Here is a 24,004-nt window from a genome sequence, read left to right as displayed (position 1 = left end):
CTCAGTACGTCTCGACGTGGTAGCGGCTCTTCTCGCGTAGCTGCGGCAGCAGCGCGTCCCAGTCGCCGCCGTGCTGGCGGCAGACGTCGCGGAAGGCTTCGTCGACGCCTTTCTCCATGCCCTTCAGGCCGCACAGGTAGATGTAGCAGTTCTCGTCGTTGATCTGGCGCCAGACGTCTTCGTGCCGCTCGCGGATGCGGTCCTGCACGTACTGCTTGGGCTGGCCGGGCACGCGCGAGAAGGCGAAGTTGATGTCGATGAACTCCTTCGGCAGCTTCATCAGCGGGCCGAAGTAGGGCAGCTCGTCGGGCGCGCGGGCGCCGAAGAACAGCATCAATTCGCCGCCTTCCTTGAGGTCGATGCGCCGGCGGCGCCGCTCGGTCATGGCGCGCATCGGCGCCGAGCCGGTGCCGGTGCAGATCATCATCAGCGAGCTGCCGGCATGGTTGGGCATGAGGAAGTTCGACCCGAAGGGGCCGATCACCTGCACCTTGTCGCCCTTCTTCAGGTCGCACAGGTAGTTCGAGCAGACGCCCTTCACGGGCTTCTTCTCGTGGTCCTCGGTGACGCGCTTCACCGTCAGCGCGCAGTTGTGGTAGCCGGGGCGCTCGCCGTCGCGCGGGCTCGCCACCGAGTACAGGCGCACGTGGTGCGGCCGCCCCTGCGCGTCGGTGCCGGGCGGGACGATGCCGATGTTCTGGCCCTCGAGCAGCGGGAAGTGTACGCCGCCGAAGTCGAGCACGATGTGGCGGATGTCGGCGCTGGCCTTGTCGCCGGTGAGACGGAAGTTGCCGGCCACCGTGGCGGTGATCGGCCCCTTCTCGTTGTAGAGGTTCACCGCCGGCTTTTCCGCCGACCACGGCGCGGCCACCGGGCCGCCCTGGCCGGCGGTGGCCTCCGAGGTCAGGCGCGCGACGTCCTCGGGCTCGGCGATGGCCGTCGCCACCGGCACGGCGGCGGGCGCAGGCAGTTCGTCCCAGGTGAATTGTTCCTCGATCGACCAGGGCTTGCCCGGCGCGATGGGGAACCAGTTGTCGATGGCGCCGGTGGGGCAGGGCGGCACGCAGGCGCGGCAGTCGTTGCAGACCTCGGCCTTGACGACGTAGTTGCGCGAGTCGTGGGTGATGGCCTTGACCGGGCAGGTCTCCTCGCAGGTGTTGCAGCGGATGCAGATGCCCGGGTCGATGAGGTGCTGCTTGACGATTTCTGTCATGACTGCCGCTCCCGCTCCTTTAGTTGAAGCGCACGTACTCGAAGTCCACCGGCTGGTTGTTGATGCCGCGCGCCGGCGGGGCGATCCAGTTGGCGAACTTGCCGGGCTCGGCGACGCGGCCCATGAGCGACTGTACGAAGGCGCGGTCCTCCTCGGTGGGCAGCCAGTCGCGGTGCTTGTGCGTCCACTCGGCCTCCGAAATCACCTTGCCCTCGGGGCTGAGGTGCAGCTCGCCGAAGATGCCGATCTTGCGGTGGAAGCCCTTGTGCGGCAGCGTGAAGCGGAAGGGGATGCCGAGCTTCTCCGGCACCTTGTTCCAGCGGTCGATGCCGCCCTGCACGTCCTTCACCCAGTCGTCGCGCAGGCGCTCGTTGAGCGCGGTGAGCGCCGGCACGTGCTTGGTGACGATCCGGTCGCCGACCACTTCCATCACCGGGTACTCCGCGGTGTCGAGGCGGTGGTCGTCGCCGAGCTTGGTCTCCTCGTAGCGGCCCTTCAGGCCGTTGGTGTAGAAGGAGGCGGCGTTCGAAGAAATTTCCGCGCCGTACAGGTCGCTGGTGACGCTGTAGTGGAAGTTGAGGTACTTCTGCAGCGTCGGCAGGTCGATGACGCCCATCGAACGCAGCTTGGCGGGGTCGTCGGTCTTGTGCTGCGCCATGACTTCGCAGGTGCGCTGGATGATGCGGCTGATGCCGGACTCGCCGACGAAGAGGTGGTGCGCCTCCTCGGTGAGCATGAACTTGCAGGTGCGCGCCAGCGGATCGAAGCCGGACTCGGCCAGGGCGGCGAGCTGGAACTTGCCGTCGCGGTCGGTGATGAAGGTGAACATGAAGAAGGACAGCCAGTCCGGCGTCTTCTCGTTGAAGGCGGTGAGGATGCGCGGATTGTCGGCATCGCCCGAGCGGCGCTCGAGCAGGGCCTCGCCTTCCTCGCGGCCGTCGCGGCCGAAGTGGGCGTGCAGCAGGTAGACCATCGCCCACAGGTGACGGCCTTCCTCGACGTTCACCTGGAACAGGTTGCGCATGTCGTAGAGCGAGGGGCAGGTCATGCCGAGGTGGCGCTGCTGCTCGACCGAGGCCGGCTCGGTGTCGCCCTGGGTGACGATGATGCGGCGCAGGGTCGAGCGGTACTCGCCCGGCACTTCCTGCCAGGCCGGCTGGCCCTTGTGCTCGCCGAAGTTCACCGTGCGGCCGGCCTCCTGCGGGGCGAGGAAGATGCCCCAGCGGTACTCGGGCATTTTCACGTAATCGAAGTGCGCCCAGCCCTTCGGGTCGACGCTGATGGCGGTGCGCAGGTACACCTCGGCGGTGGTGGTCTTGTCCGGCCCCATCTCGTTCCACCAGTCGAGGTAGGCGGGCTGCCAGTGCTCGAGGGCGCGCTGCAGGGTCTTGTTCGACGCGAGGTCGACGTTGTTGGGTATCTTCTGGCTGTAATCGATGCTCATGGTGTCTCTCCGTTGTTTATACGCGTTCCCAATTGAATTTGGCCTTGGCGCCCGTGCCGTACACCTTCAGCGCGCCCGCCTCGCCGACGGCGTTGGGCCGGTTGAAGATCCAGTTCTGCCAGGCGGTGAGGCGGCCGAAGATGCGCGTGTCCATGGTCTCGCTGCCGGCGAAGCGCAGGCTGGCTTCCATGCCGGTCAGCGCGTCGGGCGACAGCGCCGTGCGCTCCTCGATGGCGATGCGCACTTCCTCGTCCCAGTCCAGCTCGTCCGGCGTGAAGGTGACGAGGCCGAGTTCGGCGGCCTGGTCGGCTTCCAGCATCTTGCCCAGCGTGGCGCGGGCGGCCTCCACCGGGGCGGACTCGCCGGCGAAGCGCGTGGCGAGGCGGGAGAGGCCGTTGTTCATCGGATAGAGGCCGAAGTTGGCTTCCGACAGCGCCACCTTCGGCGCGCGCGCGAAATCGTCCTCGATCTTCAGCATGAAGCTGCGGTCGGCGGCGAGCGCCAGCTCGAAGAACAGGCCGCCGAAGCAGGAGCCCTCGTCGAGCACGGCGAACATCGAGCGCGAGGAGACGTCGAGGCGGCGCAGGCAGCGGCGCAGCATGCCGATCGTCTCGCGCACGAACCAGTTGTCCTTGAATTTCGCCATGGTCGCGTCGGCTTCGAGCACGGCGGCGATGTCGCCGCGCGTCCTGATCTGCCACAGGCCGACGTCGAGGTCGTTGGTGCGCAGCATGAGGATGGCGTCGTCCAGCTCGCGCGCCACGGCCAGCGGCCACCAGCGCGCGCCCTGGGTGAGGATCTCCTCCAGTTCGTCCGGCTGGCGGCCCATCGGCGCCGTCACGGTCAGCGTGGCGGTGCGGGAAGCGCGGTCGATTTCGACGTCGACGTGGTTGTAGTGGTAGCCCTTGTCGTCGTCCTTGCGCTTGAGCGGGGTCAGGCTGATGCCCTGGCCGCCGGGGCGGTCGGATTTTTTCGCGAGTTCGGCGGCGCGCGCCTTGACCATCTCCTCGAACTGCTGCGGCTTGGCGATGTGGTCGACCAGCTTCCACTCCTTCGCCCGCTCGGCGCGCACGCCCTCCGAGGTGGTGCAGAACACGTCGGCGAGGTCGCGGCGCATCCTGCGCTTGTCCACCAGTCGGGTGAGGCCGCCGGTGCCGGGCAGCACGCCGAGCAGGGGCACTTCCGGCAGGCTGACCGCGGTGGAACGGTCGTCGATCATGGCGATCTCGTCGCAGGCCAGCGCCAGCTCGTAACCGCCGCCGGCGGTGGCGCCGTTGAGCGCGGCGAGGAACTTCAGGCCGGAATGCTCGCTGGAATCCTCCAGGCCGTTGCGCGTCTCGTTGGTGAACTTGCAGAAATTCACCTTCCAGGCGTGGGTCGACAGGCCCAGCATGTAGATGTTGGCGCCGGAGCAGAACATGCGCGACTTGCCGCTGGTGATGACGACGCATTTCACCTCGGGGTGCTCGAAGCGGATGCGCTGCACGGCGTCGTGCAGTTCCATGTCGACGCCGAGGTCGTAGGAATTCAGCTTGAGCTTGTAGCCGGGCTTGATGCCGCGGTCTTCCTGGATGTCCAGGGTGAGAGTGGCGATGGGGCCGTCGAAGCTCAGTCGCCAGTGGGCGTAGCGGGATGGGTCGGTATCGTAGGTGATCATCTCTGTGCCTCCGTGGGTTTGCAGCCCCCGTCGGCACATGATGCATTAAAGTGCCAACAAGAGCTTTAAGTCGAAATATTATACATATTCTGCAGCTCTTCTTGACTTGCGTCAACTGTTTTGTTTGAGGTGTCAATTATGGCATCGGCCAGGCCATAAAGTTCGTTTCTTTCCGCGAGGATACGGCGCAGGTCGGCCATCGCCTCCTCGCGTCCCGTCATCGGCCGCAGGTCGCCCTGGGCAATCACCCGCTGCATGTGCTCCTCCGGGCTGGCCTTGATCCATACGGTATAGCAGGCCGAGCGCAGCAACTCGTAGGTGGGCGGGTCGTTGACGATGCCGCCGCCGGCGGCGATGACGACATGTTCATGGTGCTCGACGATGCGCTCCAGGCAGCGCTTCTCGAAGCGCCGGTAGGCGTTCTGGCCATAGAGCGAGAAGATCTCCGAGGCGGGCACGCCGGCCTCGCGCTCGATCTCGTCGTCCAGTTCGACGAAATGAACGCCGAGGCTCTCGGCAAGGCGCCGGCCGAGGGTGGACTTGCCGGCGCCGCGCAGACCGATGAGAGCGATGCGGTGGCGCCGTTCGAGGGGATCCTGCTCGCCGAAGGCGCTGGACAGGATGGCTCTCGCCTGGGTCAGCTTCTTCGGCGAGAGCTTCTCCAGATACTGGATCAGCAGGGTCAGTTCGATGGGGTGGCCGTCGCGTTCGCTGAGCAGTTCGGTCAGCGGCGTTTCGAGGGCGGCCGACACCTGGCGCAGGAGCAGGATGGAGATGTTGCCCTGGCCGCTTTCGAGCTGGGCCAGGTAGCGCTCGGAGACGCCGGACTTGGCCGCCAGCGCCTTGCGCGACAGGCCGTGACGGGTGCGGGCATCCCGGACGCGGGCACCCAGTTGTTGCAGGTAGGACTGGTCGTCGTGCGGCGGCTCGGCAGGGGACGGGGACAGTTCGGCCGTCATTGGATGTTCCCCCTCGGGATCAAATGCTTGATATCGGAAGGCATATTAGCACACAGCAATGCAATATAACACTTGCCATATTGTTGTTATGCATTATACTGGCAAAAAGTCGCTGTGGTGACACTGCAGCGACGGAGGGCCGAGCCATTCAAAGCATGCCAAAATAGCTTCTCTTGCTGCCTGGCGGTTCTGGCGCTGGCACTATACTGCAAACTGTCGATACGGGCCAATCCGAAATGGGAAATATCACAGTCGAGGAATTCACCACCCTGATCGCCGGCGTCACCGGCCGCATCGCCGGCCAGACGCTGGACAGCCAGCTCGATGCCAGGCTGAATGCCGAATTTCCGGCCGACGGCGCCGAGTTCAACAAAATCTTCGAAGCCTGCAAGGACGCCATCGCTGCCGGCTGGATGTGCAACCGCGAGGCGGGCGGCATCAAGTTCGGCCGCGTCATCAAGCCTACCGACGCCATCCACGGCTTCAGCGTCGATGTCGTCGTGATGGACGACTGCAAGGGACCCCACCACCGCCACACCAACGGCGAGATCGACATGATCATGCCGCTCGATGATGGTGCGAAGTTCGATGGTCGCGGCAAGGGCTGGCTGGTCTATCCGGCCGGCCACGCCCACTTCCCGACCGTGACCGGCGGCAAGGCCATCGTGCTCTACCTGCTGCCGGGCGGGGCGATCGAATTCACGAAATAGGTCGGGCTTCAGTCCGACCTGCGAAAAAAAGGAGGAGCAGGACATGCCGCAGCTTTCCACGGCCGATCACCGTTTTTCACCGCCGCGCGTCACGGTGCCGCGCGACTACAACGCCGCCTGGGATCTGATCCAGCGCAACCTGCAGGCCGGGCGCGGCGCCAAGACCGCCTTCATCGACGACGCCGGCAGCTACACTTACAACGATCTGGCGGAGCGGGCGAACCGCTTCGGCAACGTGCTCGCCGGCCTCGGCATCGAGGCCGAGAGTCGCATCATGCTGTGCCTGCTCGACACCATCGACTTTCCGACCGCCTTCCTCGGCGCCATCCAGGCCGGCGTCGTGCCGATCGCCGCCAACACCCTGCTCACCGCGAACGACTACGACTTCATGCTGGGCGATTCGCGCGCCCGCGCCCTGGTCGTCTCCGAGGCGCTGTGGCCGCAGTTCGAGAGCATCGTCGGCAAGCACAAGCACCTCAGGCACATCATCGTCTCCGGCAAAGACGGCAAGGGCAGACTGCTCCTGTCCGACCTGATGGCCAAGGCCCCGGCGCAATTCGCGCCGGCGGAGACCACCTGCGACGACATGTGCTTCTGGCTGTATTCCTCCGGCTCCACCGGCTCGCCGAAGGGCACGGTGCACCTGCACTCGCACCTGATCCAGACCGCCGAGCTGTATGCGCGGCCGATCCTCGGCATCCAGGAAAACGACCTGGTGTATTCGGCGGCCAAATTGTTCTTCGCCTACGGACTCGGCAACGGCATGACCTTCCCGATGTCGGTGGGCGCCACCGCCGTGCTGATGGCCGAGCGGCCGACGCCGCAGGCGGTGTTCAAGCGCCTGCGCGAGCACAAGCCTTCCATCTTCTACGGCGTGCCGACGCTGTATGCCGCGCTGCTCGTCAGCCCCGAGCTGCCGAAGAAGGAGGAGCTGCGCCTGCGCATGTGCACCTCGGCCGGCGAGGCGCTGCCGGCGGATATCGGCAAGCGCTGGACCGAGCACTTCGGCGTCGAGATCCTCGACGGCATCGGCTCCACCGAGATGCTGCACATCTTCCTCTCCAACCGCCCCGGCGAGGTGCGCTACGGCACCACCGGCAAGGCGGTGCCCGGCTACGACATCCGCCTCATCGGCGAGGACGGCCAGCCGGTGGCCGACGGCGAGATCGGCGAACTGCAGATCAACGGCCCGTCGTCGGCCATCATGTACTGGAACAACCGCGAGAAATCGCGCAACACCTTCATGGGCGAGTGGACGCGCAGCGGCGACAAGTACACCCGCGACGCCGACGGCTACTACCAGTACTGCGGCCGCACCGACGACATGCTCAAGGTCTCCGGCATCTACGTCTCGCCCTTCGAGGTCGAGGCGGCGCTGATGACCCATGAAGCGGTGCTGGAAGCCGCCGTCGTCGCGCACGCCGACACCGACCAGCTCGTCAAGCCGAAGGCCTTCGTCGTGCTCAAGCCCGGCGTCGAGTCCTCCGACGCGCTGGCCGACCAGCTCAAGCAGCACGTCAAGGACAAGCTGGCGCCCTACAAGTATCCGCGCTGGCTTGACTTCGTCGCCGAGCTGCCGAAGACGGCGACGGGCAAGATCCAGCGCTTCAAGCTGCGCGGCTAGCCTGTCGGTGAAACCATGCGCGTCCTGATCGTCGAGGACGACCTCGACATCGCCACCAACCTCTACGAGTTCCTTGAGGGGCGCGGCAATATCGTGGACATGGCGCGCGACGGTGTCTCCGGCATGCACCTGGCCGTCTCGCAGGAGTTCGACGCCATCGTGCTCGACCTCGGCCTGCCCGGCATGGACGGCCTCTGCCTGTGCCGCAAGCTGCGGCAGGAGGCGAAGCGGGACGTGCCCATCCTGATCCTCACCGCGCGCGACGTGCTCGACGACAAGCTGGCGGCCTTCGACTGCGGCGCCGACGACTACCTCGTCAAGCCCTTCGCCCTGCGCGAGGTGGAGGCGCGGCTGAAGGCCTTGGTGGCCCGCCGCCGCGGCCGCGTCGTCAGCCGCAAGCTGGTCCATGGCGGCATCGAGTTCGACCCGACCAACCTGGCGGTCAGCGTCGACGGCCGCCCGGTGCACCTTTCCCGCAAGTGCCTGCGCCTGCTGGAGATGATGATGACGGCGCCGAACCGCGTCTATTCGCGCGCCGAGTTGGAGCAGGAACTGTGGGGCGACGAGCACCCGCAGAGCGACTCCCTGCGCAGCCACATGCACATGCTGCGCCGCGCGCTCACCGATGCGCGAGGACTCTCGCCCATCGAGACGGTGCACGGCGTCGGCTACCGTTTCGCCGCGGCCGATGCGCGTCAGGCGTAGCCTCAGGCTCAAGCTCGCCACGACCTTCGCCCTGGCCGGCATGGTGCTGGTGCTGGCCTTCGCCTTCGCCCTGCTGCAGCTCAGCCGATACCAGGAAGCGCAGCTCATCGACCAGATCGTTTCCGACGAGGTGGAAGCGCTGCTGCAGCAGTACGAGCGGCACGGCGAGGTCGACGGCCCCCCCTATCGCAAGCTGCAGCGCTACGACGTGCGGCCCGACACCCAGGCCCTTTCCCTGCGCAAGTGGTTCCGCGCCAGCTGGCTGGTGCACGGCTACGTCGCCCGCATGGAAGAGGAAAGACGCCAGCTGCCGGAGGAACTGCGCGAGCTGGGTCCCGGCTTCCACGACGTCTGGAGCGGCGCCGACCGCTACCGCGTCGAGGTCCGCGAGATCGGCAGCACGCGCTTCTACATCGCCTATTCCGTCGCCCTGCACGAGGAGAGGGGGCGCTATTTCACCGTGGCGCTGGTGCTCAGTGCGGTGCTCACCGCGCTGGCGACCGCCCTCATCGGCCTGTGGGCCTCCGGCCGCCTGACGCGGCAGATCGTCGACCTGGCGCAGCGGGTCCGGCAACTCGACGGGCAGTCGGTCGACAGCACCCTGGAGCGGCACTACCCCGAGCGGGAGGTGGCCGACCTGGCCGCCGCCTTCGACGGCTACCACGAGCGCACCGCCCGCCTGCTCGAGCGGGAGCGCGCCTTCACCGCCGACGTCAGCCACGAGCTGCGCACGCCGCTCACCGCCATCCAGACCAGCTGCGAACTGATGCTGGAGGATGCGGGCCTGTCCGCCAAGTCGCGCGAAAGGCTGGAAAAGATTTCCGCCGCCACGGCGCGGCTGACCGACCTGGTCAATGCCTTCCTGCTGATGGCGCGCGAACAGGCCGACGGCATCCGCGGCGAGGTCGACCTGCGCGAATGCATCGAGGAAGCCGCGGAGAGCGTGCGCGAGCGCGCCGCATCGAAGGGACTGACTTTGCTGGTGGACGTGCCGGAGAGCCTGTCCGTGCGCGTGCCGCGCCGGGCGCTGCATGTGGTCCTGTCCAACCTGCTGGCCAATGCGGTGAGCTATACCGAGCGCGGCACCGTGGCGCTGCGCACGCAGGGGGCCACGGTCGAAATCACCGACACCGGCAGCGGCGTGGCCTCGGACAAGATCCCGGAACTGTTCCGCCGCTTCCACCGCGGCGACGATGCGCGCGGCGGCGACGGCTTCGGCCTGGGGCTGGCCATCGTCAAGCGCATCTGCGAGCAGGCCGGCTGGAAGATCGGCATCGAGCGGCGGGCCGAAGGCGGCACGCGGGTGCTGCTGGCCCTGATTTGACAAAGATTTGACATTCCCCTGACCAGGATTTGACGCCGCTGCCCTAGACTGTATCGGTTGCCTTGACGCGACAGATGGGAAGTGTTGTTATAAACGCCGTCGAAAAAAACCCAAACGGACGTACATCAACCAGGAGGAGAAAAGAATGAGCGAACATGAAAAGCACGGATTCGATCGCCGCGAGTTTCTGAAGGGCACGGCCGCAGTGGCCGGCGCCACCGCACTGGGCACGCTGGCGCCCGTCGGCATGGCGCGCGCCCAGGGCGCCAAGCTGAAAGTCGGCCTGATGCTGCCCTATACCGGCACGTTCACCGCGCTCGGCGTGGCCATCACCAACGGCTTCAAGCTGGCGGTCGAGGAGCGCGGCGGCAAGCTGGGCGGCCGCGAGATCGAGTACTTCGTGGTGGACGACGAGTCCAACCCCGGCAAGGCGCCCGAGAACACCAACAAGCTGGTGCAGCGCGACAAGGTCGACGTCATCATCGGCACGGTGCACTCCGGCGTCGCGATGGGCATGGCCAAGGTGATCCGGGAAGCAGGCACGCTGTGGATCAACCCGAACGCCGGCGCCGACGAGGTCACCGGCCCGCTGTGCGCCCCCAACATCTTCCGCACCTCCTTCTCCAACTGGCAGACCACCCACGCGCTGGGCAAGGTGCTCAAGGCCCGGGGCCACAAGAACGCCGTCTTCATCACCTGGAAATACGCCGCCGGCGAGCAGATGATGCAGGGCTTCAAGGAGGGCTTCGAGAAGGAGGGCGGCAAGCTCATCAAGGAGCTCTACACGCCCTTCCCGCAGGTCGAGTTCCAGGCCCTGCTCACCGAGATCGCCAGCATCAAGCCGGACGCCGTGGTGTCCTTCTTCGCCGGCGGCGGCGCCGCCAAGTTCCTCAAGGACTACGCCGCGGCGGGCCTCAAGGGCAAGATCCCGCTCTACGGCTCGGGCTTCCTCACTGACGGCGTGCTGGAAGCCGTCGGCGACGCCGCCGAAGGCGTCGAGACCACGCTGCACTACGCCGACGGCCTGAACACCAAGAAGGACAACGCCTTCCGCCTGGCCTATGCCAAGACCTACAAGCTGCAGCCCGACGTGTATGCCGTGCAGGGCTACGACGCCGGCCAGCTGCTGGCCGCCGGCCTCGATGCGGTGAAGGGCGACGTCTCCAACAAGGCGGCGATGATCAAGGCCATGGAATCGGCCAAGATCGACAGCCCGCGCGGCGTCTGGACGCTCTCCAAGGCGCACAACCCGGTGCAGGACATGTACCTGCGCAAGGTGGTCGGCAAGCAGAACCTGGTGCAGGGCGTGGCCTGGAAGGCGCTGGCCGACCCGGCGCGCGGCTGCAAGGCGTAAGCGACCGTCACTCCGAACGGCGGCAGGGTTCTGCCGCCGTTCGCTTGTCCGCACGATGGATTTCGCCTTCTTCCTCATCCAGCTGCTCAACGGCCTGCAATACGGCCTGCTGCTGTTCCTCGTCGCCTCCGGGCTGACGCTGATCTTCGGCATCATGGGCATCATCAACCTGGCCCATGGCAGCTTCTACATGCTCGGCGCCTACCTGGCCTGGTGGCTCGCCAGCCTGACCGGCAGCCTGCTCGCCGCCGTTCTCGTCGCGGTGCCGCTGACCGTCCTCTTCGGCATGGCGCTGGAATGGCTGCTGATCCGCCGCCTCTACGAGCGCGACCACCTCTTCCAGGTGCTGCTCACCTACGGCCTGATCCTGGTCTTCGAGGAGATGCGCAGCATCCTCTGGGGCGACGACGTGCACGGCGTGCCGGTGCCGGCGCTGCTGAACGCCTCGATCCCGCTCACCGAAAACCTGTCCTATCCGGTGTATCGGCTGTTCATCTCCGCCGTCTGCCTGCTGCTGGCCCTCGGCCTCTACCTGCTGATCCAGAAGACCCGGCTCGGCATGATGATCCGCGCCGGCGCCAGCAACCGCGAAATGGCGCAGTCGCTCGGCATCAACATCAAGTTCCTGTACACCCTGGTCTTCGCGATAGGGGTGGCACTGGCCGGATTCGCCGGCATGATCAACGCGCCGCTGTCCTCGGTGTTCCCCAACATGGGCGGGCAGGTGCTGATCATCTGCTTCGTCGTGGTGGTGATCGGCGGCATCGGCTCGGTGAAGGGCGCCATGGCCGCCTCGCTGATGATCGGCCTGGCCGATACCTTCGGCCAGGTGCTGCTGCCCGAAGTGGCCGGCATGATCGTCTACCTGCTGATGGCCGTCGTGCTGGTCTGGCGGCCGGCCGGCCTGTTCGGGAGGGCCTGAGGTGGCTGATTCGCGCCGGTCGCTCACCGTCTTCCTCGCCGCGGCGCTGCTGCTGGCGCTGTTCCCGCTCTTCGGCGGCACTTTCTACATCCAGCTCATCGCCAAGGTGATGATCCTGGCCATCTTCGCCATGAGCCTGGACCTGCTGATCGGCTATACCGGCCTGGTGAGCTTCGGCCATGCCGCCTACTTCGGCCTGGCCGGCTACGCCCTCGCCCTGATGGGGCCGAAATACGAGGCGGCCAGCCTGTGGTGGTCGCTGCCGGCGGCGATGGGGGTGTGCGCGCTGTTCGCGCTCGTCACCGGCCTGCTGGTGCTGCGCACCAAGGGCATCTTCTTCATCATGGTGACGCTGGCCTTCGCCCAGATGCTGTTCTTCGTCTTCCACGACACCAAGCTGGGCGGCGGTTCCGACGGCATCTACATCTACAACAAGCCGGAACTGAAGATCGGCGACTTCGCACTGGCCAACCTCGACAAGACCGAGCACTTCTACTGGCTCGTGCTGATCCTGATGCTGGCCGTCTACCTGCTGCTGCGCCGCGTGCTCGGCTCGACCTTCGGCCGGGCGCTCGTCGGCATCAAGGTCAACGAGCACCGCATGCAGGCGCTCGGCTTCCCCGTCTTCCGCTACAAGCTGGCGAGTTTCGTGCTGGCCGGTGCCCTGGGCGGGCTCTCCGGCTACCTCGCGGCGGTGCAGTTCGGCTTCGTGAACCCGGAGATCCTCTCCTGGCACAAGTCGGGGCAGGTGATGATGATGGTCATCCTCGGCGGCATGGGCACGCTCTACGGCCCGGTGCTCGGCGCCTTCGCCTTCGTGCTGCTGCAGGAAGCCTTCTCCAACCAGGCCTGGTTCGGCCCCTGGGCCAAGCACTGGCAGCTGGCGATGGGCATCTTCGTCATCCTGGTGGCGATGTACCTGCCGCAGGGCCTGGCCGGCCTGATGCAGCGCTTCGGGCGCAAGCCGGAAGCCGAAGCGGCGGAAGCGGCCGAGGACGCGCCGGAGAACAAGCCGTGAGCGGCCCGATCCTGCGCACCTCCGAACTGACCAAGCGCTTCGGCGGCCTCACCGCCGTCGACAAGGTGTCGCTGGAACTGCATGTCGGCGAGGTGCACGCCGTGATCGGGCCCAACGGCGCCGGCAAGTCGACCCTGACCAACCTGCTCTCCGGCGACCTGCCGCCGACCTCCGGCAGCGTGCAGTTCGAGGGCCGCGACATCGCCGGGCTGAAGTCCGACACCATTTCCCGCCTCGGCGTCGGCCGCAGCTACCAGAAGACCAACATCTTCCTGCCGTTCTCGGTGTTTGAAAATTGTCGCTTGGCCGCGCAGTCGCGCACGCCGCGTGCCTGGCGCGTCTGGCAGGGCACCGGCGCCTTCGGCGACATCAACCGCCTGGCCGAAGAGGCCATGGAGGCGGCCGGGCTGGCGCACCGGCGCGACCGCGTCGCCGCCACGCTCTCGCACGGCGAGCAGCGCCAGCTGGAGATCGCCATGTGCCTGGCGACGCGGCCGCGCCTGCTGCTGCTCGACGAACCGCTCGCCGGCATGGGGCCGCACGAATCCCACCGCATGGTCGACCTGATCAAGAAGCTCTCCGAAGGCCACGCCATCATGCTCATCGAGCACGACATGGACGCCGTCTTCGCCGTGGCGCACAAGCTGACCGTGATGGTGAACGGCGAGGTGATCGAATCCGGCGTGCCCGAGGCGGTGCGCAACAGCCCGGCCGTGCAGCTCGCCTACCTCGGCGGGGAGGACAACCTCCATGGCTGATCTGTTGCTGGAAGCCCGGGGCCTGCACAGCTTCTACGGCGTCAGCCACATCCTGCACGGCGTCGACTTCACGGTCGCGCGCGGCGAATGCATCGGCCTGATGGGCCGCAACGGCATGGGCAAGACGACGCTGATCAAGTCGATGCTCGGCCTGGTGCGGCCGAAGCAGGGCGATGTCCGCGTGCGCGGCAAGGAAATGACCCACGCCGCGCCGCACGCCATCGCCCGCGCCGGCATCGCCTACGTGCCGGAAGGCCGCGGCATCTTTCCGAACCTCACGGTGCGCGAGAACCTCGTCATGGCGGCGCGCGCCGGCGTCGACGGCCGCAAGGAATGGGATTTCGAGCGTGTTATGGCCACCTTCCCGCGGCTGGGCGAGCGCATCAACAACGGCGGCGCCCAGCTCTCCGGCGGCGAGCAGCAGATGCTCACCATCGGCCGCGCGCTGATGACCAACCCCGACTTGCTCATCCTCGACGAAGCCACCGAGGGCCTCGCCCCGCTCATCGCCAAGGAGATCTGGAACATCATCCGCACCATCCGCGCCTCGGGCATCGCCACGGTGATCGTCGACAAGAACTACGGCGCCGTGATGGCGCTCGCCGACCGCAGCGTGGTGATCGTCAAGGGCCGCGTCGTCTTCGCCGGCACGTCGAGCGAGCTGTCCGACAACGAAGAGCTGATGCATCGCTTCCTCGGCGTTTGAGCATGCAAAAGGGTTTTGTCGAGGCCGCCGGCCGCCAGCTCGAATACCAGCTCATCCCCGCCCACCAACTGAACCGCCCCACGCTGGTCTTCCTGCACGAAGGCCTCGGCTCGGTGGCGATGTGGCGCGACTTCCCGGCGAAGGTCGCCAACGCCACCGGCTGCCGCACACTGGTGTACTCGCGCTACGGCTACGGCGAGTCCGATCTCCTCGCCGAATCCTTTGGCGTGCGCTACATGCACGACGAGGCGCTGCAGGCGTTGCCCGAACTCCTCGACAGGCTCGGCATCGACAAGCCGGTGCTGGTCGGCCATTCCGACGGTGGTTCCATCGCGCTGATCCACGCCGGCGGGGCAGGGCGGGCCGTCGCCGGCCTCATCCTCATGGCGCCGCACGTCTTCGTCGAAGATATTTCCATCGCCAGCATCGCCCAGGCCAAGGTGACCTTCGAGACCACCGACCTCGGCCAGAAGCTCGGCAAGTACCACCGCGACCCCGCGAAGACGTTCTGGGGCTGGAACGACATCTGGCTGCATCCCGACTTCCGTGCCTGGAACATCGAGGAGTATCTGCCGAAGGTGATCTGCCCGGTGCTCGCCCTCCAGGGCGAGGACGACGAGTATGGCACTCCCGCGCAGGTCGAGGCCATCCGCAAGCAGGCGAAAGGCGAGGTCGAAGTCCTCATGCTCGCCGACTGCCGCCACTCCCCCCACAAGGACCAGCCCCAGGCCACGCTCGAGGCGATGGCGGGGTTCATCGAGCGGATCAGCTAAAACGAAGTTTCAGAGCAGGCTAATGCCCGCGTCCGCGGGCGTTATGCCGGAACTAAAAGTCAGTCGCTGCAGGACGGCTACAGGTCTTCCGGGGTAATGCCGGTGTGCTTGGCGATGCGGGCGAGCATTCTCGGCCCGATTTCCTCGCCGTCATGAAAGGCGAAGACGAAGTCCTGCCAGCCGTCGCGGCTGAGGGTGCGGTGCGAACCGGATTGACGTTTGAGTTTCCACCCGATGCCAAACAAGGCGGCAAGCAGACGCTTGGCCTTGATGGCGGGCCATTGACTCATGCGGCGAGGGGAATGGAAATGCTGATTTCGACCGGACGCGACTCGCCATGCTCGAGGCGCTCGGCCATGGCGCGAAGGGCCAGCACTTCCGCTTTCGCCATGGCTTCCTCCGCCGTGCTGCCGTAGCTCAACACGCCGGGCAACTGCGGAACCTCGGCGATCCAGCGGCCATCAATCTCTTCCTCGCACTCGATGGTGAAATTCATGATTGCACTCCGGTAGAGGGTTGTACGGATTGTAACCTGTTCCGCTGCCGGAATATCGAGGCATGTCTGCCGCGCGTAACCTGCCCTGGAAAGAAATCGACTCCGGTACCTTTAGCTTTCCCGACTGCCGCCACTCCCCCCACAAGGACCAGCCCCAGGCCACGCTCGAGGCGATGGCGGGGTTCATCGAGCGGATCGGTTAAAACGAAGTTTCAGTGAAGGCCAATGCCAGCGTGAGCGGGCGTTATGCCGGAACTAAAAGTCAGTCGTTGTGACACGACGGACGGCAGGCTTCTTGCGCCGTGCTGTAGCGGCTGACTTTTGCCAGGTTGCTGTTGAACGTACTATTTCAAGGGCGCTGAGCCGGCTTACCGGCGTTAGCGTCCGTGCGAACTGCGAGGTTAGAGGTCGGTTCTTCATGAAACGTGCCAAGGAAAATCAGCACGCCAAGGCCAATCAATAGAGAAATAGACGAGATAGCCAAGGATCGGAGAGGAATAGAACGTTTGGCTACCTTCGACCGATGAACGGCAACAGCAGCGACCCCGCAAAGAAGACAGACGGCGCCGACCACGACGGACCCAGCCACTGCGCTTACCCAGCCCCCAATGAGCGCGCCGAAGAAAGCAAGCGCGAGAACCGCAACAGGCCAAGAAATTTCCTGTCCAGAAGTAGACGCTGTTGGTGTTGGCTGGGGATTCGCCGCAGTTTCCCAAAGCAGACCAGCACCGAAGCCGCCGAACACGAGGACGATACCGGCAACACCGGTGAATGCGGGGATGAGTGCAGCGAGGACAACTGCAAGAACGACCGAGATAGCCGTAACGAGCGCTGTGCGCCAAGAAAGCAGGAGCAACGCGACGAGTTCAAAAATCCGTTCCATACGACTTCTAACAGATATGAGACGGACTACGGGTCCGTATATGAATTGATATCCAGCCAGCAGTATGCCTCCGTAATACCTTGATGCACAAGACATCCTGCTTGGCGGGGTCCGTATAGCAACGCGAATAATCCGGACGGCCGATGCTGTTCATTCCGAGCCGAACGGTGCGGGGAAAAGACAGTCTCCGCGATACGGCGCGCTTCCCCGACTGCGCCATAATGCGGCCAGCAGAAACTTTCCTGCGTGGAGAAACCATGTCCGAATTCCTGAATCGACGCGTACTGATCACCGGCGCCGCCAGCGGCATCGGGCATTTGCTGGCGCTGCGCATCGCGGCGCGGGGCGGGCGGCTGATCCTGTGGGATGTGGACGCGGCGCACCTGGCGGCCGTGGCCGGCGAGATCGCGGCCGCGGGCGGGCAGGCGTCGGTGTATGCCTGCAACCTCGCCGAGCGCGAGGCCATCGAGGCCGCCGCCGCGCGCACGCTGCAGGACCACGGCGCGGTGGACATCCTCATCAACAACGCCGGCATCGTGGACGGCAAGCGGCTGCTGGAGGCCACCGACGAGGAGATCGCACGTACCTTTGCGGTGAACACGCTGGCGCCGTTCCGCACGGTGCGCGCCTTCCTGCCCGGCATGCTGGCGCAGGGCAGGGGGCACATCGTCACCATCGCTTCGGCTTCGGGCATCGCCGCGGTGCCGCGCCTGGCCGACTACTCCGCCAGCAAGGCCGCCGCCATCGCCTTCGACGAATCGCTGCGGCTGGAACTCAAACACGACGGCGCGCCGGTGAAGACCACCGTCGTCTGCCCCTTCTACATCGCCACCGGCATGTTCGCGGGCGTGCGCACGCGCTTCCCGCTGCTGTTGCCGATCCTGAAGCCGGAGGCCGTCGCCGGGCGCATCGTGCGCGCCATCGAGCGCGACGAGGCACGGCTGATCCTGCCATGGTTCGTGCGCAACGTCTTTCCGCTGCGCCTGCTGCCGACTTCATGGTTCGACGCGCTGATGGATTTCTTCGGCATCACCAAGAGCATGGACGCCTTCACCGGGCGGAAGAAGTAAAAGTCAGTCGCTGCGGGACGGCGGTTCTTCCGCCTTCGGCACCAGCTGGTGGAACAGGCTCGATTCGCGCTTGTAGAAGCCCTCGGTGTGGAAGGTCTCTTCCAGCTTGTACAGCTCGTAGTCGAGGTGGTGGCAGAGCTCGTGCAGCAGGGTGCGCAGGAAGCTGCGGAAGGCCACCACGCGCTGGTTCTTCGCCGTGCGCATCCACAGCTTGATGACCGCGGTCTTGCCTTCGTCCTCCGGCAGGTAGAGGCCGTGCAGCTCGCCCCAGTCGCTGCTCGGGCGCACCGCCAGCACCGCCACTTTGACGGGCGGCGCGCCCAACTGGCCGACGATTCCCGAGGCAATGCTTGCGCAGAGGCGCTCGGCCTCGGCGCGTTGCTCCGACTTCAGCGCGGTTTCCAGCGGCGCCACCAGCGGCCGCAGCGCCGCGGCATCGGGCAGGTCGATGCGCTCGATGGCGTCGCTCCGGTCGTAGATGCGCTTGCGCGCCGCCGACAGCCGGTCGTAGTAGGCGAAGCGCAAGGCTAGAAAATTCCCAACGCCACGCCGCTCGCCATCGCCTCGCCGAGTTCCTCGCAGGCGGCGAGGTCGGCTTCGGTCACTTCATGCCGCGCGATGAGCGGTTCGGCGACGCGCTTCCAGCCGTAGCCGGTGGCGATGCGGTCGATCTGCGTCACGGCGCCGGTGCCATCGTTGCCGGCGCTGACGAAGAGGGCGTAGGGCAGGCCCACCGTTTTTCCTTCCGCCGGGTAGTAGGTGCGGTCGAAGAAGTCCTTCACCATGCCGGCCATGGTGCCGAAATTCTCCGGCGTGCCGACGATCAAACCCTGGCAGCCGAGCAGGTCTTCCAGCGTCGCCTCGCCGGCGCGCTTCATCACGATTTCGGTTTCCGTCGCGCGCCGCGCGCCGCGCAGCACGGCCTCGGCCATGGCGCCGGTATGGCCGCCTTGCGTGTGATAGACGATGAGCAGGCGCTTCATCGGGAATAGGCGGCGACGGGGTCCTGTCGGTAGAACTGGCGCAGCTGTTCGTACACCGCCGGATATTCCGCCTGCAGCAGGTCGGGCGCCTCGAAGAAGACCTCGCTCGTCACGGCGAAGAACTCGGCGGGATGCTCGGCGGCGTAGGGATCGATCCAGGTGTCCTCGCCGTCGTCGACGCGTTCGCAGAAGTCGCGGTAGGCCGGCTCGAAGGCGCCGGTCCAGTCCTGCCGGCGCATGCCCTCGTGCAGCGGCGGCAGGCCGTCGGGTGGGCCGTTGAGCATGTCCAGCTTGTGGGCGAACTCGTGGATCACCACGTTCATGCCGTCGGCCTGTTCCGGCCGGTCGAACCAGGACAGCAGCACCGGGCCGCCCTCCCAGGCCTCGCCCGCCACCCGGTCGTCGAATTCGTGCATCACACCGTCCTCCGACATCTGCCTGCGCGGGATGACGAAGTCGCCGGGGTAGACGATGACGCCGAGCCAGCCGCGGTAGGAATCGAGGCCGAGCTTGAGCACCGGCAGGCAGGCCTGCAGCGCGATGGAGAGCTGGATGTCCGGCGTCAGTGCCAGCCCCTGTGCGCCGTGCCATTCCTTGGCGGCGATGAATTCCAGCGCCATCTCGCGCAGGCGCGCCCGTTCGGCGTCAGTGAGGTGATCGAGGAACGGCAGGCCGGCCTCGACCCGCGCCCACTGTGCCTCGTCGATGGCCGGCATGGCCGGGGCGGCCTTGCCGAAGAGTTTTGTCAGAGTGTTCAGCATCGGTTTAGGATAAGCGAACTCGATCCGCTGCGTAACCCTACGGCCATGTCCACCTATTCCGCCACCATCCGCTGGCAGCGCAACGGCGCCGCCTTCACCGACCAGCGCTACAGCCGCGCCCACGCCTGGCACTTCGACGGCGGGGCGGTGGTGCCGGGCTCCAGTTCGCCGCACACCGTGCCGCTGCCTTACTCCGATGCGGCGGCGGTCGATCCCGAGGAGGCCTTCGTCGCCGCGCTGTCGAGCTGCCACCTGCTGTGGTTCCTGCATCTCGCGGCCAAGGCCGGCTTCGTCGTCGAACACTACGAGGACTGCGCCGACGGCGTCATGGCGAAGAATGCCGAAGGCAGGCTGGCCATGACCCGGGTGACGCTGCGCCCGCGCGTCGCCTTCGTCGGCGACCGACTGCCGTCCCGCCAGGACATCGAGTCGCTGCACCATGCCGCGCACGAGGCATGCTTCATCGCCAACTCGGTGAAGAGCGAAGTGCGTTGCGAGCCGCAGTTCTAGGGTCTGTTCACATTCATTCTGTCGGATGCGTTGTGGCCAAAAGCGTCGACTGCTAGGCGTGCGACGCAGTTAATGGCCATTCCCTTAACAAGGAGCGCAACGACGCAGCCGGCGCTTTTGGCCGCAACCCGAAGGGAACGAGTTTTCCGGGCGCATGGCGGCGTTGCGGCGGCTCGCCGTGGAATACCACTGTCTTCGCCACCGCGCCTTGCCCTGCACCCGGAAAACCCGTTCGCACCGACAGAATGAATGTGAACAGACCCTAGGCCCGCACCCGCGTCGTCAGGAAGATGCCGGCCAGGATGAGGGCGATGCCGGCGAGGTGGTAGAGCGCCGGATCCTCGCCGAGAAAGATCACCGCGAGGAGGGTGCCGAAGGCCGGCATCAGGTGCATGAACTGGCCGGCGCGGTTGCCGCCGACCTCGGCCACGGCGCGGTTCCAGAAGATGAAGCCGAGCGCCGCCGGGAAGATGCCGGCGTAGGCGATGGCGGCGAAGGCCGGTGCGCCCGGCACGATGAGTCTTCCGGAAGCCATTTCCCACAGGTAGAAGGGCGCCAGCCCGACGAGTCCCCACAGCGTGATCGCCGAGAGGAAGGAGAGGGCGTGCAGGCCGGGCGGGCGGCGCGCCAGCAGCACGGTGTACAGCGCCCAGAACAGCATCGCCGCCAGCACCCAGAGGTCGCCCGCGTTGGGGCGCAGTTCCAGCAGCCGCGCCGCTTCGCCGTGGGCGAGGATGGCCAGCACCCCCGAGAAGGACACCATCACTCCCAGCCATTCCAGCGGGCGCAGGCGCTTGCCGAACAGCGCCCAGGACAGGCCGATGATCATGATCGGCGTCGCCGAGGCGAGCAGCACGCCGTTGGTGGCGGTGGTGTGGGCGAGGCCGATGTAGGTAAGCGCGTTGTGGCAGGCGCCGCCGAAGAGGCCCAGCATGGCCAGTACCTTCCAGTGCGCGACGACCTCCCGCCATTGCGCCCGCAGGTGCGGCCAGGCCCAGGGCAGCAGGCAGAGGAAGGCGATCACCCAGCGCCAGAAGGACAGGGCGATCGGCGGCACGTCGCCGCGGATCCAGCGGCCGACCACCCAGTTGCCCGACCAGAACAGCACGGTCAGGGTCAGCAGCAGGTAGGCGAAGGCGCGCGAAGGGGGCGGGGTGGCGGTCACGAAGGATATTTTAAGTCTTAAGCTGTTGATCGGTATCAAAACCTTGCCGGATTTATGGCAGCATTATGCCTTTCGATGGCCGGGCACCAGGCCCGGTCCGGGATGGAGGCAGGCATGGGCGACATCAAACCGCCGTCGAACGCACCGGGGACGCCGGCGGCCGAGCAGCGCGAATACCTCTCCGACGATCCGCGCGACATCGGCTGGGTCAGGCAGAACGTTCCCTGCCAGACGGCCTGTCCGGCGGGCACCAACGTCCCGGTCTACATCCGGGAAATCATCGAGCGCCAGTTCGGCCGCTCCTACGAAACCAACCGCGAAGCCAACGTCCTGCCCGGCATCCTCGGCCGCATTTGCTCGCGGCCCTGCGAGTCGCAGTGCCGCCACGGCTGGCCCGGCAACGGCGAGCCGGTGGCGATCTGCCACCTGAAGCGCGTCGCCGCCGACCTGAAGGACGCCGGCCACCGCATCACCGAGCGCCTGTATTCGCCCACCGGCAAGCGCGTCGCCATCGTCGGCGCAGGACCGGCCGGCGTCGCCGCCGCGCACGACCTCTCGCTGCTCGGCCACGACGTGGTGATCTTCGAGCGCGAGGAGCGCGCCGGCGGCATGCTGCGCTACGGCATTCCCGAGTTCCGCCTGCCGCGCGACACGCTCGACATCGAACTGCACAACGCGCTGCGCCTTGGCGTGCAGATCCGCACCGGCGCCGAGATCGGCAACGGGCAGGGGCAGATCCCGATGGCCAAGCTGGAGCAGGAGTTCGACGCCGTGCTGCTCGCCACCGGCTGCATGGCGGCCTCGCCGCTGCCGCTCGCCGGTGAGTGGGAAAAGCGCGAGCTGCGCGGCCTCGAGGGCGTCGAGTACGGCCTGGACTTCCTCGTGCAGATGCACCGCGGCGTGAAGAAGGTCGTCGGCAAGCGCGTCGCCGTGGTCGGCGCCGGCTTCACGGCGCTCGACTGCGCCCGCGTCGCCGCGCGGCTCGGCGCGCAGGAGGTGACCATCCACATCCGCACCGCCGAGGAATACATCCCGGTGACGCAGGAGGAGATCTTCGAGGCCAAGCGCGAGGGCGTGCGCATCAAGGGCCTGCGCACCCCGGTCGGCCTCACCGCCGAGGGCAACCGCCTCACCGGCATCGAGTTCGTGCAGAACCGCCTCGGCGGCTGGCGCGCCGGCGGGCGCCGCCAGGCCATCCCCATCGAGGGCTCGGAGTTCCACGAGCCCTGCGACACCATCATCATCGCCATCGGCCAGCAGACGGTGAACGACTTCCTCGGCACGAAGCTGGAGCTCGACCGCTGGGGCAACGTGCGCGTCGGCGAGGACGGCATGACCTCGCACAAGGGCATCTTCGCCGCCGGCGACTACGTGAACGGCGCGTCCACCGTGATCCAGGCGGTCGGCCATGGCCGTCAGGTGGCCAAGCGCATCGACGCCTGGCTGATGGGCCGCGAGCGGCGCAAGCAGGTGGTGCGCATCGTGCCGGTCGGGCAGCCGCTGCGCGAGCGCGCCTTCGACTTCATTCCGCGCCAGCACATGCCGACGGCGCAGCTCGGCGAGCGCATGAAGGACGGCCGCCACGAGGTCGAGCTCGGCCTCGACGACAAGCTCGCCTTCGAGGAGGCCAAGCGCTGTTATCTCTGCAACCTGCGTTACCAGATCGACGTCGACCGCTGCATCTTCTGCCGCGCCTGCATCGAGGTGGCGCCGCGCAACTGCATCAAGCTGGTGCGCGGCGTCGAGGTGAACGACGACGGCGCCTACGGCAAGCTGCTCGAGACCAAGGAATGGAACCAGGTCGGCGCCATCTGGATCGACAACAACGAGTGCATCCGCTGCGGCCAGTGCTTCAAGGCCTGCCCGGTGCAGTGCATCTCGATCTCGCGCTGCGAGCTGACCGAGGTGGAGGTCTGAGATGACAAAAGCCAAGAATGCCCGGCACCACATCGTCATCGGCAGCGGCGTCGCCGGCAGYCAGGCSGCSGAGACSCTGCGCGARCGCGAGCCCGACGCCCGCGTCACCATCCTGACGCTGTCCAGCCTGCTCTTCTACAACCGCTACGACCTGCCSAARGTSTTTCGCGGGCATCGCGACTGGCGCGAGTTCCTCGCCTTYCCGGCCGAGTACTACAAGGACCACCGCATCGAGGTGCGCCGCTGCAGCCGCGTCGCCGGGGTGGACGGCCCGCGCCGCACCATCRCSCTGGAGCACAAGGARGAGATCCGCTTCGACACCCTGCTGGTGGCYTCCGGCGGGCGCGGCTACMTSCCCGAGGARCTGGYCGAGTTCCGSCCGCTGATGCATCCCTTCGCCAGCTACACCGARGCGGTCASYGCCGCSGSCGTSGTGCCGGASMGMGGCCACGTCATCATGCTCGGCGGCGACATGATCGGCCTCGACCTCGCSCGCACSCTGGTCGACACCCGCCACCGCGTCACCCTGGTGGCCGGCCCGCAGACCTTCTGGCCGCACGAGGTSRSCGASGACGAGCGCCCCGGCCTGATCGCCGCMYTSGARAASATGGGCGTCGAGGTGSTCGAGKCRGYSGACGCCGGCGGCATCGCCTCSATCGAGCAGGGCGCCAGGGGCCTCTCGGCGCGGCGCGTGCTGTTCAAGGACGGCACCGARCTSTACGGCGACGCGGTGATGCCCTTCTTCGGCCTGTCGCCCTCGGTCGAGTTCATGCTGGGGTCGGGCACCGACATCGAGCGCGGCCTGCTGGTGAATCCGGCCCTGCGCACCACCGGCGAGGGCATCTGGGCCGCCGGCGACGTCTGCCAGATCTGGTCGGATGCCGAGAAGCGCTACCGCTTCTTCTACGGCTGGAAGAACGTGCGGGCGATGGGCGACCTCGCCGCGCGCAACATCACCGGCGGCGACGAGCCGTGGGTGCCGGCGCAGGACGAGAAGCTGCACATATCGGACGACGGCAGGATCCAGTCGCCGTTCTGGGAGTACGAATAAC

Annotated in this window: 26 protein-coding genes; 15 read left to right on the top strand and 11 right to left on the bottom strand. The window is 66.6% G+C overall.

Going from position 1 to position 24,004, the window contains the following annotated elements; translation table 11 throughout:
* Position 1: 1 nt before the first annotated feature.
* The 4 genes from boxA to ROZ00_07365 form a co-directional block, all read right to left on the bottom strand.
* On the bottom strand, positions 2-1,213 hold the full coding sequence (boxA, locus tag ROZ00_07380) for a benzoyl-CoA 2,3-epoxidase subunit BoxA (protein ID MDT3736029.1): 1,212 nt from the start codon (positions 1,211-1,213) through the stop codon (positions 2-4).
* 19 nt (positions 1,214-1,232) lie between these two features.
* Positions 1,233-2,657 carry a benzoyl-CoA 2,3-epoxidase subunit BoxB gene (boxB, locus tag ROZ00_07375; GenBank protein ID MDT3736028.1) on the bottom strand — a complete coding sequence of 475 codons (1,425 nt, stop codon included), beginning with the start codon at positions 2,655-2,657 and terminating at the stop codon, positions 1,233-1,235.
* Positions 2,658-2,673: 16 nt separating this feature from the next.
* Positions 2,674-4,314 (bottom strand): 2,3-epoxybenzoyl-CoA dihydrolase, encoded by a 1,641-nt coding sequence (gene boxC / locus ROZ00_07370; GenBank protein MDT3736027.1) that lies wholly within the window; start codon positions 4,312-4,314, stop codon positions 2,674-2,676.
* A gap of 65 nt (positions 4,315-4,379) precedes the next feature.
* Positions 4,380-5,273, bottom strand: coding sequence for a helix-turn-helix transcriptional regulator (locus ROZ00_07365; protein MDT3736026.1), 894 nt, complete (start codon positions 5,271-5,273; stop codon positions 4,380-4,382).
* A 236-nt stretch (positions 5,274-5,509) separates the two neighbouring features.
* On the opposite strand from ROZ00_07365, the gene ROZ00_07360 reads away from it, so the two are divergent.
* From ROZ00_07360 to ROZ00_07315, 10 genes are all read left to right on the top strand, one after another.
* On the top strand, positions 5,510-5,983 hold the full coding sequence (locus ROZ00_07360; protein ID MDT3736025.1) for a DUF4863 family protein: 474 nt from the start codon (positions 5,510-5,512) through the stop codon (positions 5,981-5,983).
* Between the two features lie 43 nt (positions 5,984-6,026).
* A complete protein-coding gene (locus ROZ00_07355) occupies positions 6,027-7,607 on the top strand; it encodes a benzoate-CoA ligase family protein (protein ID MDT3736024.1) in 1,581 nt (526 codons plus the stop codon).
* Positions 7,608-7,622: 15 nt separating this feature from the next.
* Positions 7,623-8,312, top strand: a complete 690-nt coding sequence (locus ROZ00_07350) for a response regulator transcription factor (GenBank protein ID MDT3736023.1) — start codon at positions 7,623-7,625, stop codon at positions 8,310-8,312.
* Positions 8,296-9,636 carry an ATP-binding protein gene (locus ROZ00_07345; protein ID MDT3736022.1) on the top strand — a complete coding sequence of 447 codons (1,341 nt, stop codon included), beginning with the start codon at positions 8,296-8,298 and terminating at the stop codon, positions 9,634-9,636. Before ROZ00_07350 ends, ROZ00_07345 begins: the two co-directional genes overlap by 17 nt.
* 145 nt (positions 9,637-9,781) lie before the next feature.
* Complete coding sequence (locus tag ROZ00_07340) at positions 9,782-10,990, top strand: ABC transporter substrate-binding protein (protein ID MDT3736021.1); 1,209 nt, start codon at positions 9,782-9,784, stop codon at positions 10,988-10,990.
* A gap of 55 nt (positions 10,991-11,045) precedes the next feature.
* Positions 11,046-11,912 carry a branched-chain amino acid ABC transporter permease gene (locus ROZ00_07335; GenBank protein MDT3736020.1) on the top strand — a complete coding sequence of 289 codons (867 nt, stop codon included), beginning with the start codon at positions 11,046-11,048 and terminating at the stop codon, positions 11,910-11,912.
* Between the two features lies 1 nt (position 11,913).
* Entirely contained in the window at positions 11,914-12,930 is a 1,017-nt protein-coding gene (locus ROZ00_07330; protein ID MDT3736019.1) for a branched-chain amino acid ABC transporter permease, read from the top strand.
* Entirely contained in the window at positions 12,927-13,688 is a 762-nt protein-coding gene (locus ROZ00_07325; protein MDT3736018.1) for an ABC transporter ATP-binding protein, read from the top strand. Before ROZ00_07330 ends, ROZ00_07325 begins: the two co-directional genes overlap by 4 nt.
* On the top strand, positions 13,681-14,394 hold the full coding sequence (locus ROZ00_07320) for an ABC transporter ATP-binding protein (protein MDT3736017.1): 714 nt from the start codon (positions 13,681-13,683) through the stop codon (positions 14,392-14,394). The genes ROZ00_07325 and ROZ00_07320 overlap by 8 nt, the downstream gene beginning before the upstream one ends.
* 2 nt (positions 14,395-14,396) lie before the next feature.
* Positions 14,397-15,167: an alpha/beta hydrolase gene (locus tag ROZ00_07315; GenBank protein MDT3736016.1), complete on the top strand. Its 771-nt coding sequence runs from the start codon at positions 14,397-14,399 to the stop codon at positions 15,165-15,167.
* Between the two features lie 77 nt (positions 15,168-15,244).
* Here ROZ00_07315 and ROZ00_07310 read toward each other — a convergent pair whose 3' ends face one another.
* The gene (locus tag ROZ00_07310) at positions 15,245-15,457 is read right to left on the bottom strand and encodes a type II toxin-antitoxin system HicA family toxin (GenBank protein MDT3736015.1); all 213 of its coding nucleotides are present in this window, start codon (positions 15,455-15,457) and stop codon (positions 15,245-15,247) included.
* Positions 15,454-15,663, bottom strand: coding sequence for a type II toxin-antitoxin system HicB family antitoxin (locus ROZ00_07305; protein ID MDT3736014.1), 210 nt, complete (start codon positions 15,661-15,663; stop codon positions 15,454-15,456). The genes ROZ00_07310 and ROZ00_07305 overlap by 4 nt, the downstream gene beginning before the upstream one ends.
* Positions 15,664-15,725: 62 nt before the next feature.
* On the opposite strand from ROZ00_07305, the gene ROZ00_07300 reads away from it, so the two are divergent.
* Entirely contained in the window at positions 15,726-15,866 is a 141-nt protein-coding gene (locus ROZ00_07300) for a hypothetical protein (protein ID MDT3736013.1), read from the top strand.
* Between the two features lie 146 nt (positions 15,867-16,012).
* On the opposite strand, the gene ROZ00_07295 is transcribed toward ROZ00_07300, so the two are convergent.
* Positions 16,013-16,546, bottom strand: a complete 534-nt coding sequence (locus ROZ00_07295) for a hypothetical protein (GenBank protein ID MDT3736012.1) — start codon at positions 16,544-16,546, stop codon at positions 16,013-16,015.
* 257 nt (positions 16,547-16,803) lie between these two features.
* Here ROZ00_07295 and ROZ00_07290 point away from each other — a divergent pair, with 257 nt between their 5' ends.
* Complete coding sequence (locus ROZ00_07290; protein MDT3736011.1) at positions 16,804-17,616, top strand: SDR family oxidoreductase; 813 nt, start codon at positions 16,804-16,806, stop codon at positions 17,614-17,616.
* A gap of 3 nt (positions 17,617-17,619) precedes the next feature.
* On the opposite strand, the gene ROZ00_07285 is transcribed toward ROZ00_07290, so the two are convergent.
* The 3 genes from ROZ00_07285 to ROZ00_07275 are packed head-to-tail and all read right to left on the bottom strand — an operon-like array spanning position 17,620 to position 19,360.
* Positions 17,620-18,141 (bottom strand): hypothetical protein, encoded by a 522-nt coding sequence (locus tag ROZ00_07285; GenBank protein MDT3736010.1) that lies wholly within the window; start codon positions 18,139-18,141, stop codon positions 17,620-17,622.
* Positions 18,142-18,143: 2 nt separating this feature from the next.
* A complete protein-coding gene (locus ROZ00_07280; GenBank protein ID MDT3736009.1) occupies positions 18,144-18,599 on the bottom strand; it encodes an NAD(P)H-dependent oxidoreductase in 456 nt (151 codons plus the stop codon).
* Positions 18,596-19,360: a zinc-dependent peptidase gene (locus ROZ00_07275; protein ID MDT3736008.1), complete on the bottom strand. Its 765-nt coding sequence runs from the start codon at positions 19,358-19,360 to the stop codon at positions 18,596-18,598. The genes ROZ00_07280 and ROZ00_07275 overlap by 4 nt, the downstream gene beginning before the upstream one ends.
* A gap of 45 nt (positions 19,361-19,405) precedes the next feature.
* On the opposite strand from ROZ00_07275, the gene ROZ00_07270 reads away from it, so the two are divergent.
* Positions 19,406-19,870, top strand: coding sequence for an OsmC family protein (locus tag ROZ00_07270; GenBank protein ID MDT3736007.1), 465 nt, complete (start codon positions 19,406-19,408; stop codon positions 19,868-19,870).
* Between the two features lie 262 nt (positions 19,871-20,132).
* Here ROZ00_07270 and ROZ00_07265 read toward each other — a convergent pair whose 3' ends face one another.
* Positions 20,133-21,035 (bottom strand): DMT family transporter, encoded by a 903-nt coding sequence (locus ROZ00_07265; protein ID MDT3736006.1) that lies wholly within the window; start codon positions 21,033-21,035, stop codon positions 20,133-20,135.
* A gap of 114 nt (positions 21,036-21,149) precedes the next feature.
* On the opposite strand from ROZ00_07265, the gene ROZ00_07260 reads away from it, so the two are divergent.
* Together ROZ00_07260 and ROZ00_07255 are read left to right on the top strand one after the other, a co-directional pair.
* Positions 21,150-22,952 carry an FAD-dependent oxidoreductase gene (locus tag ROZ00_07260; protein ID MDT3736005.1) on the top strand — a complete coding sequence of 601 codons (1,803 nt, stop codon included), beginning with the start codon at positions 21,150-21,152 and terminating at the stop codon, positions 22,950-22,952.
* A gap of 1 nt (position 22,953) precedes the next feature.
* Positions 22,954-24,003: an FAD/NAD(P)-binding oxidoreductase gene (locus tag ROZ00_07255; GenBank protein MDT3736004.1), complete on the top strand. Its 1,050-nt coding sequence runs from the start codon at positions 22,954-22,956 to the stop codon at positions 24,001-24,003.
* Position 24,004: the final 1 nt, after the last annotated feature.

It is taken from the genome of Denitratisoma sp. (genome assembly GCA_032027165.1).
Classification (GTDB): Bacteria; Pseudomonadota; Gammaproteobacteria; order Burkholderiales; family Rhodocyclaceae; genus Desulfobacillus.
The sequence above is the reverse complement of the archived record's forward strand: the minus strand, read 5'-3'. Positions and strand labels throughout refer to the sequence as shown.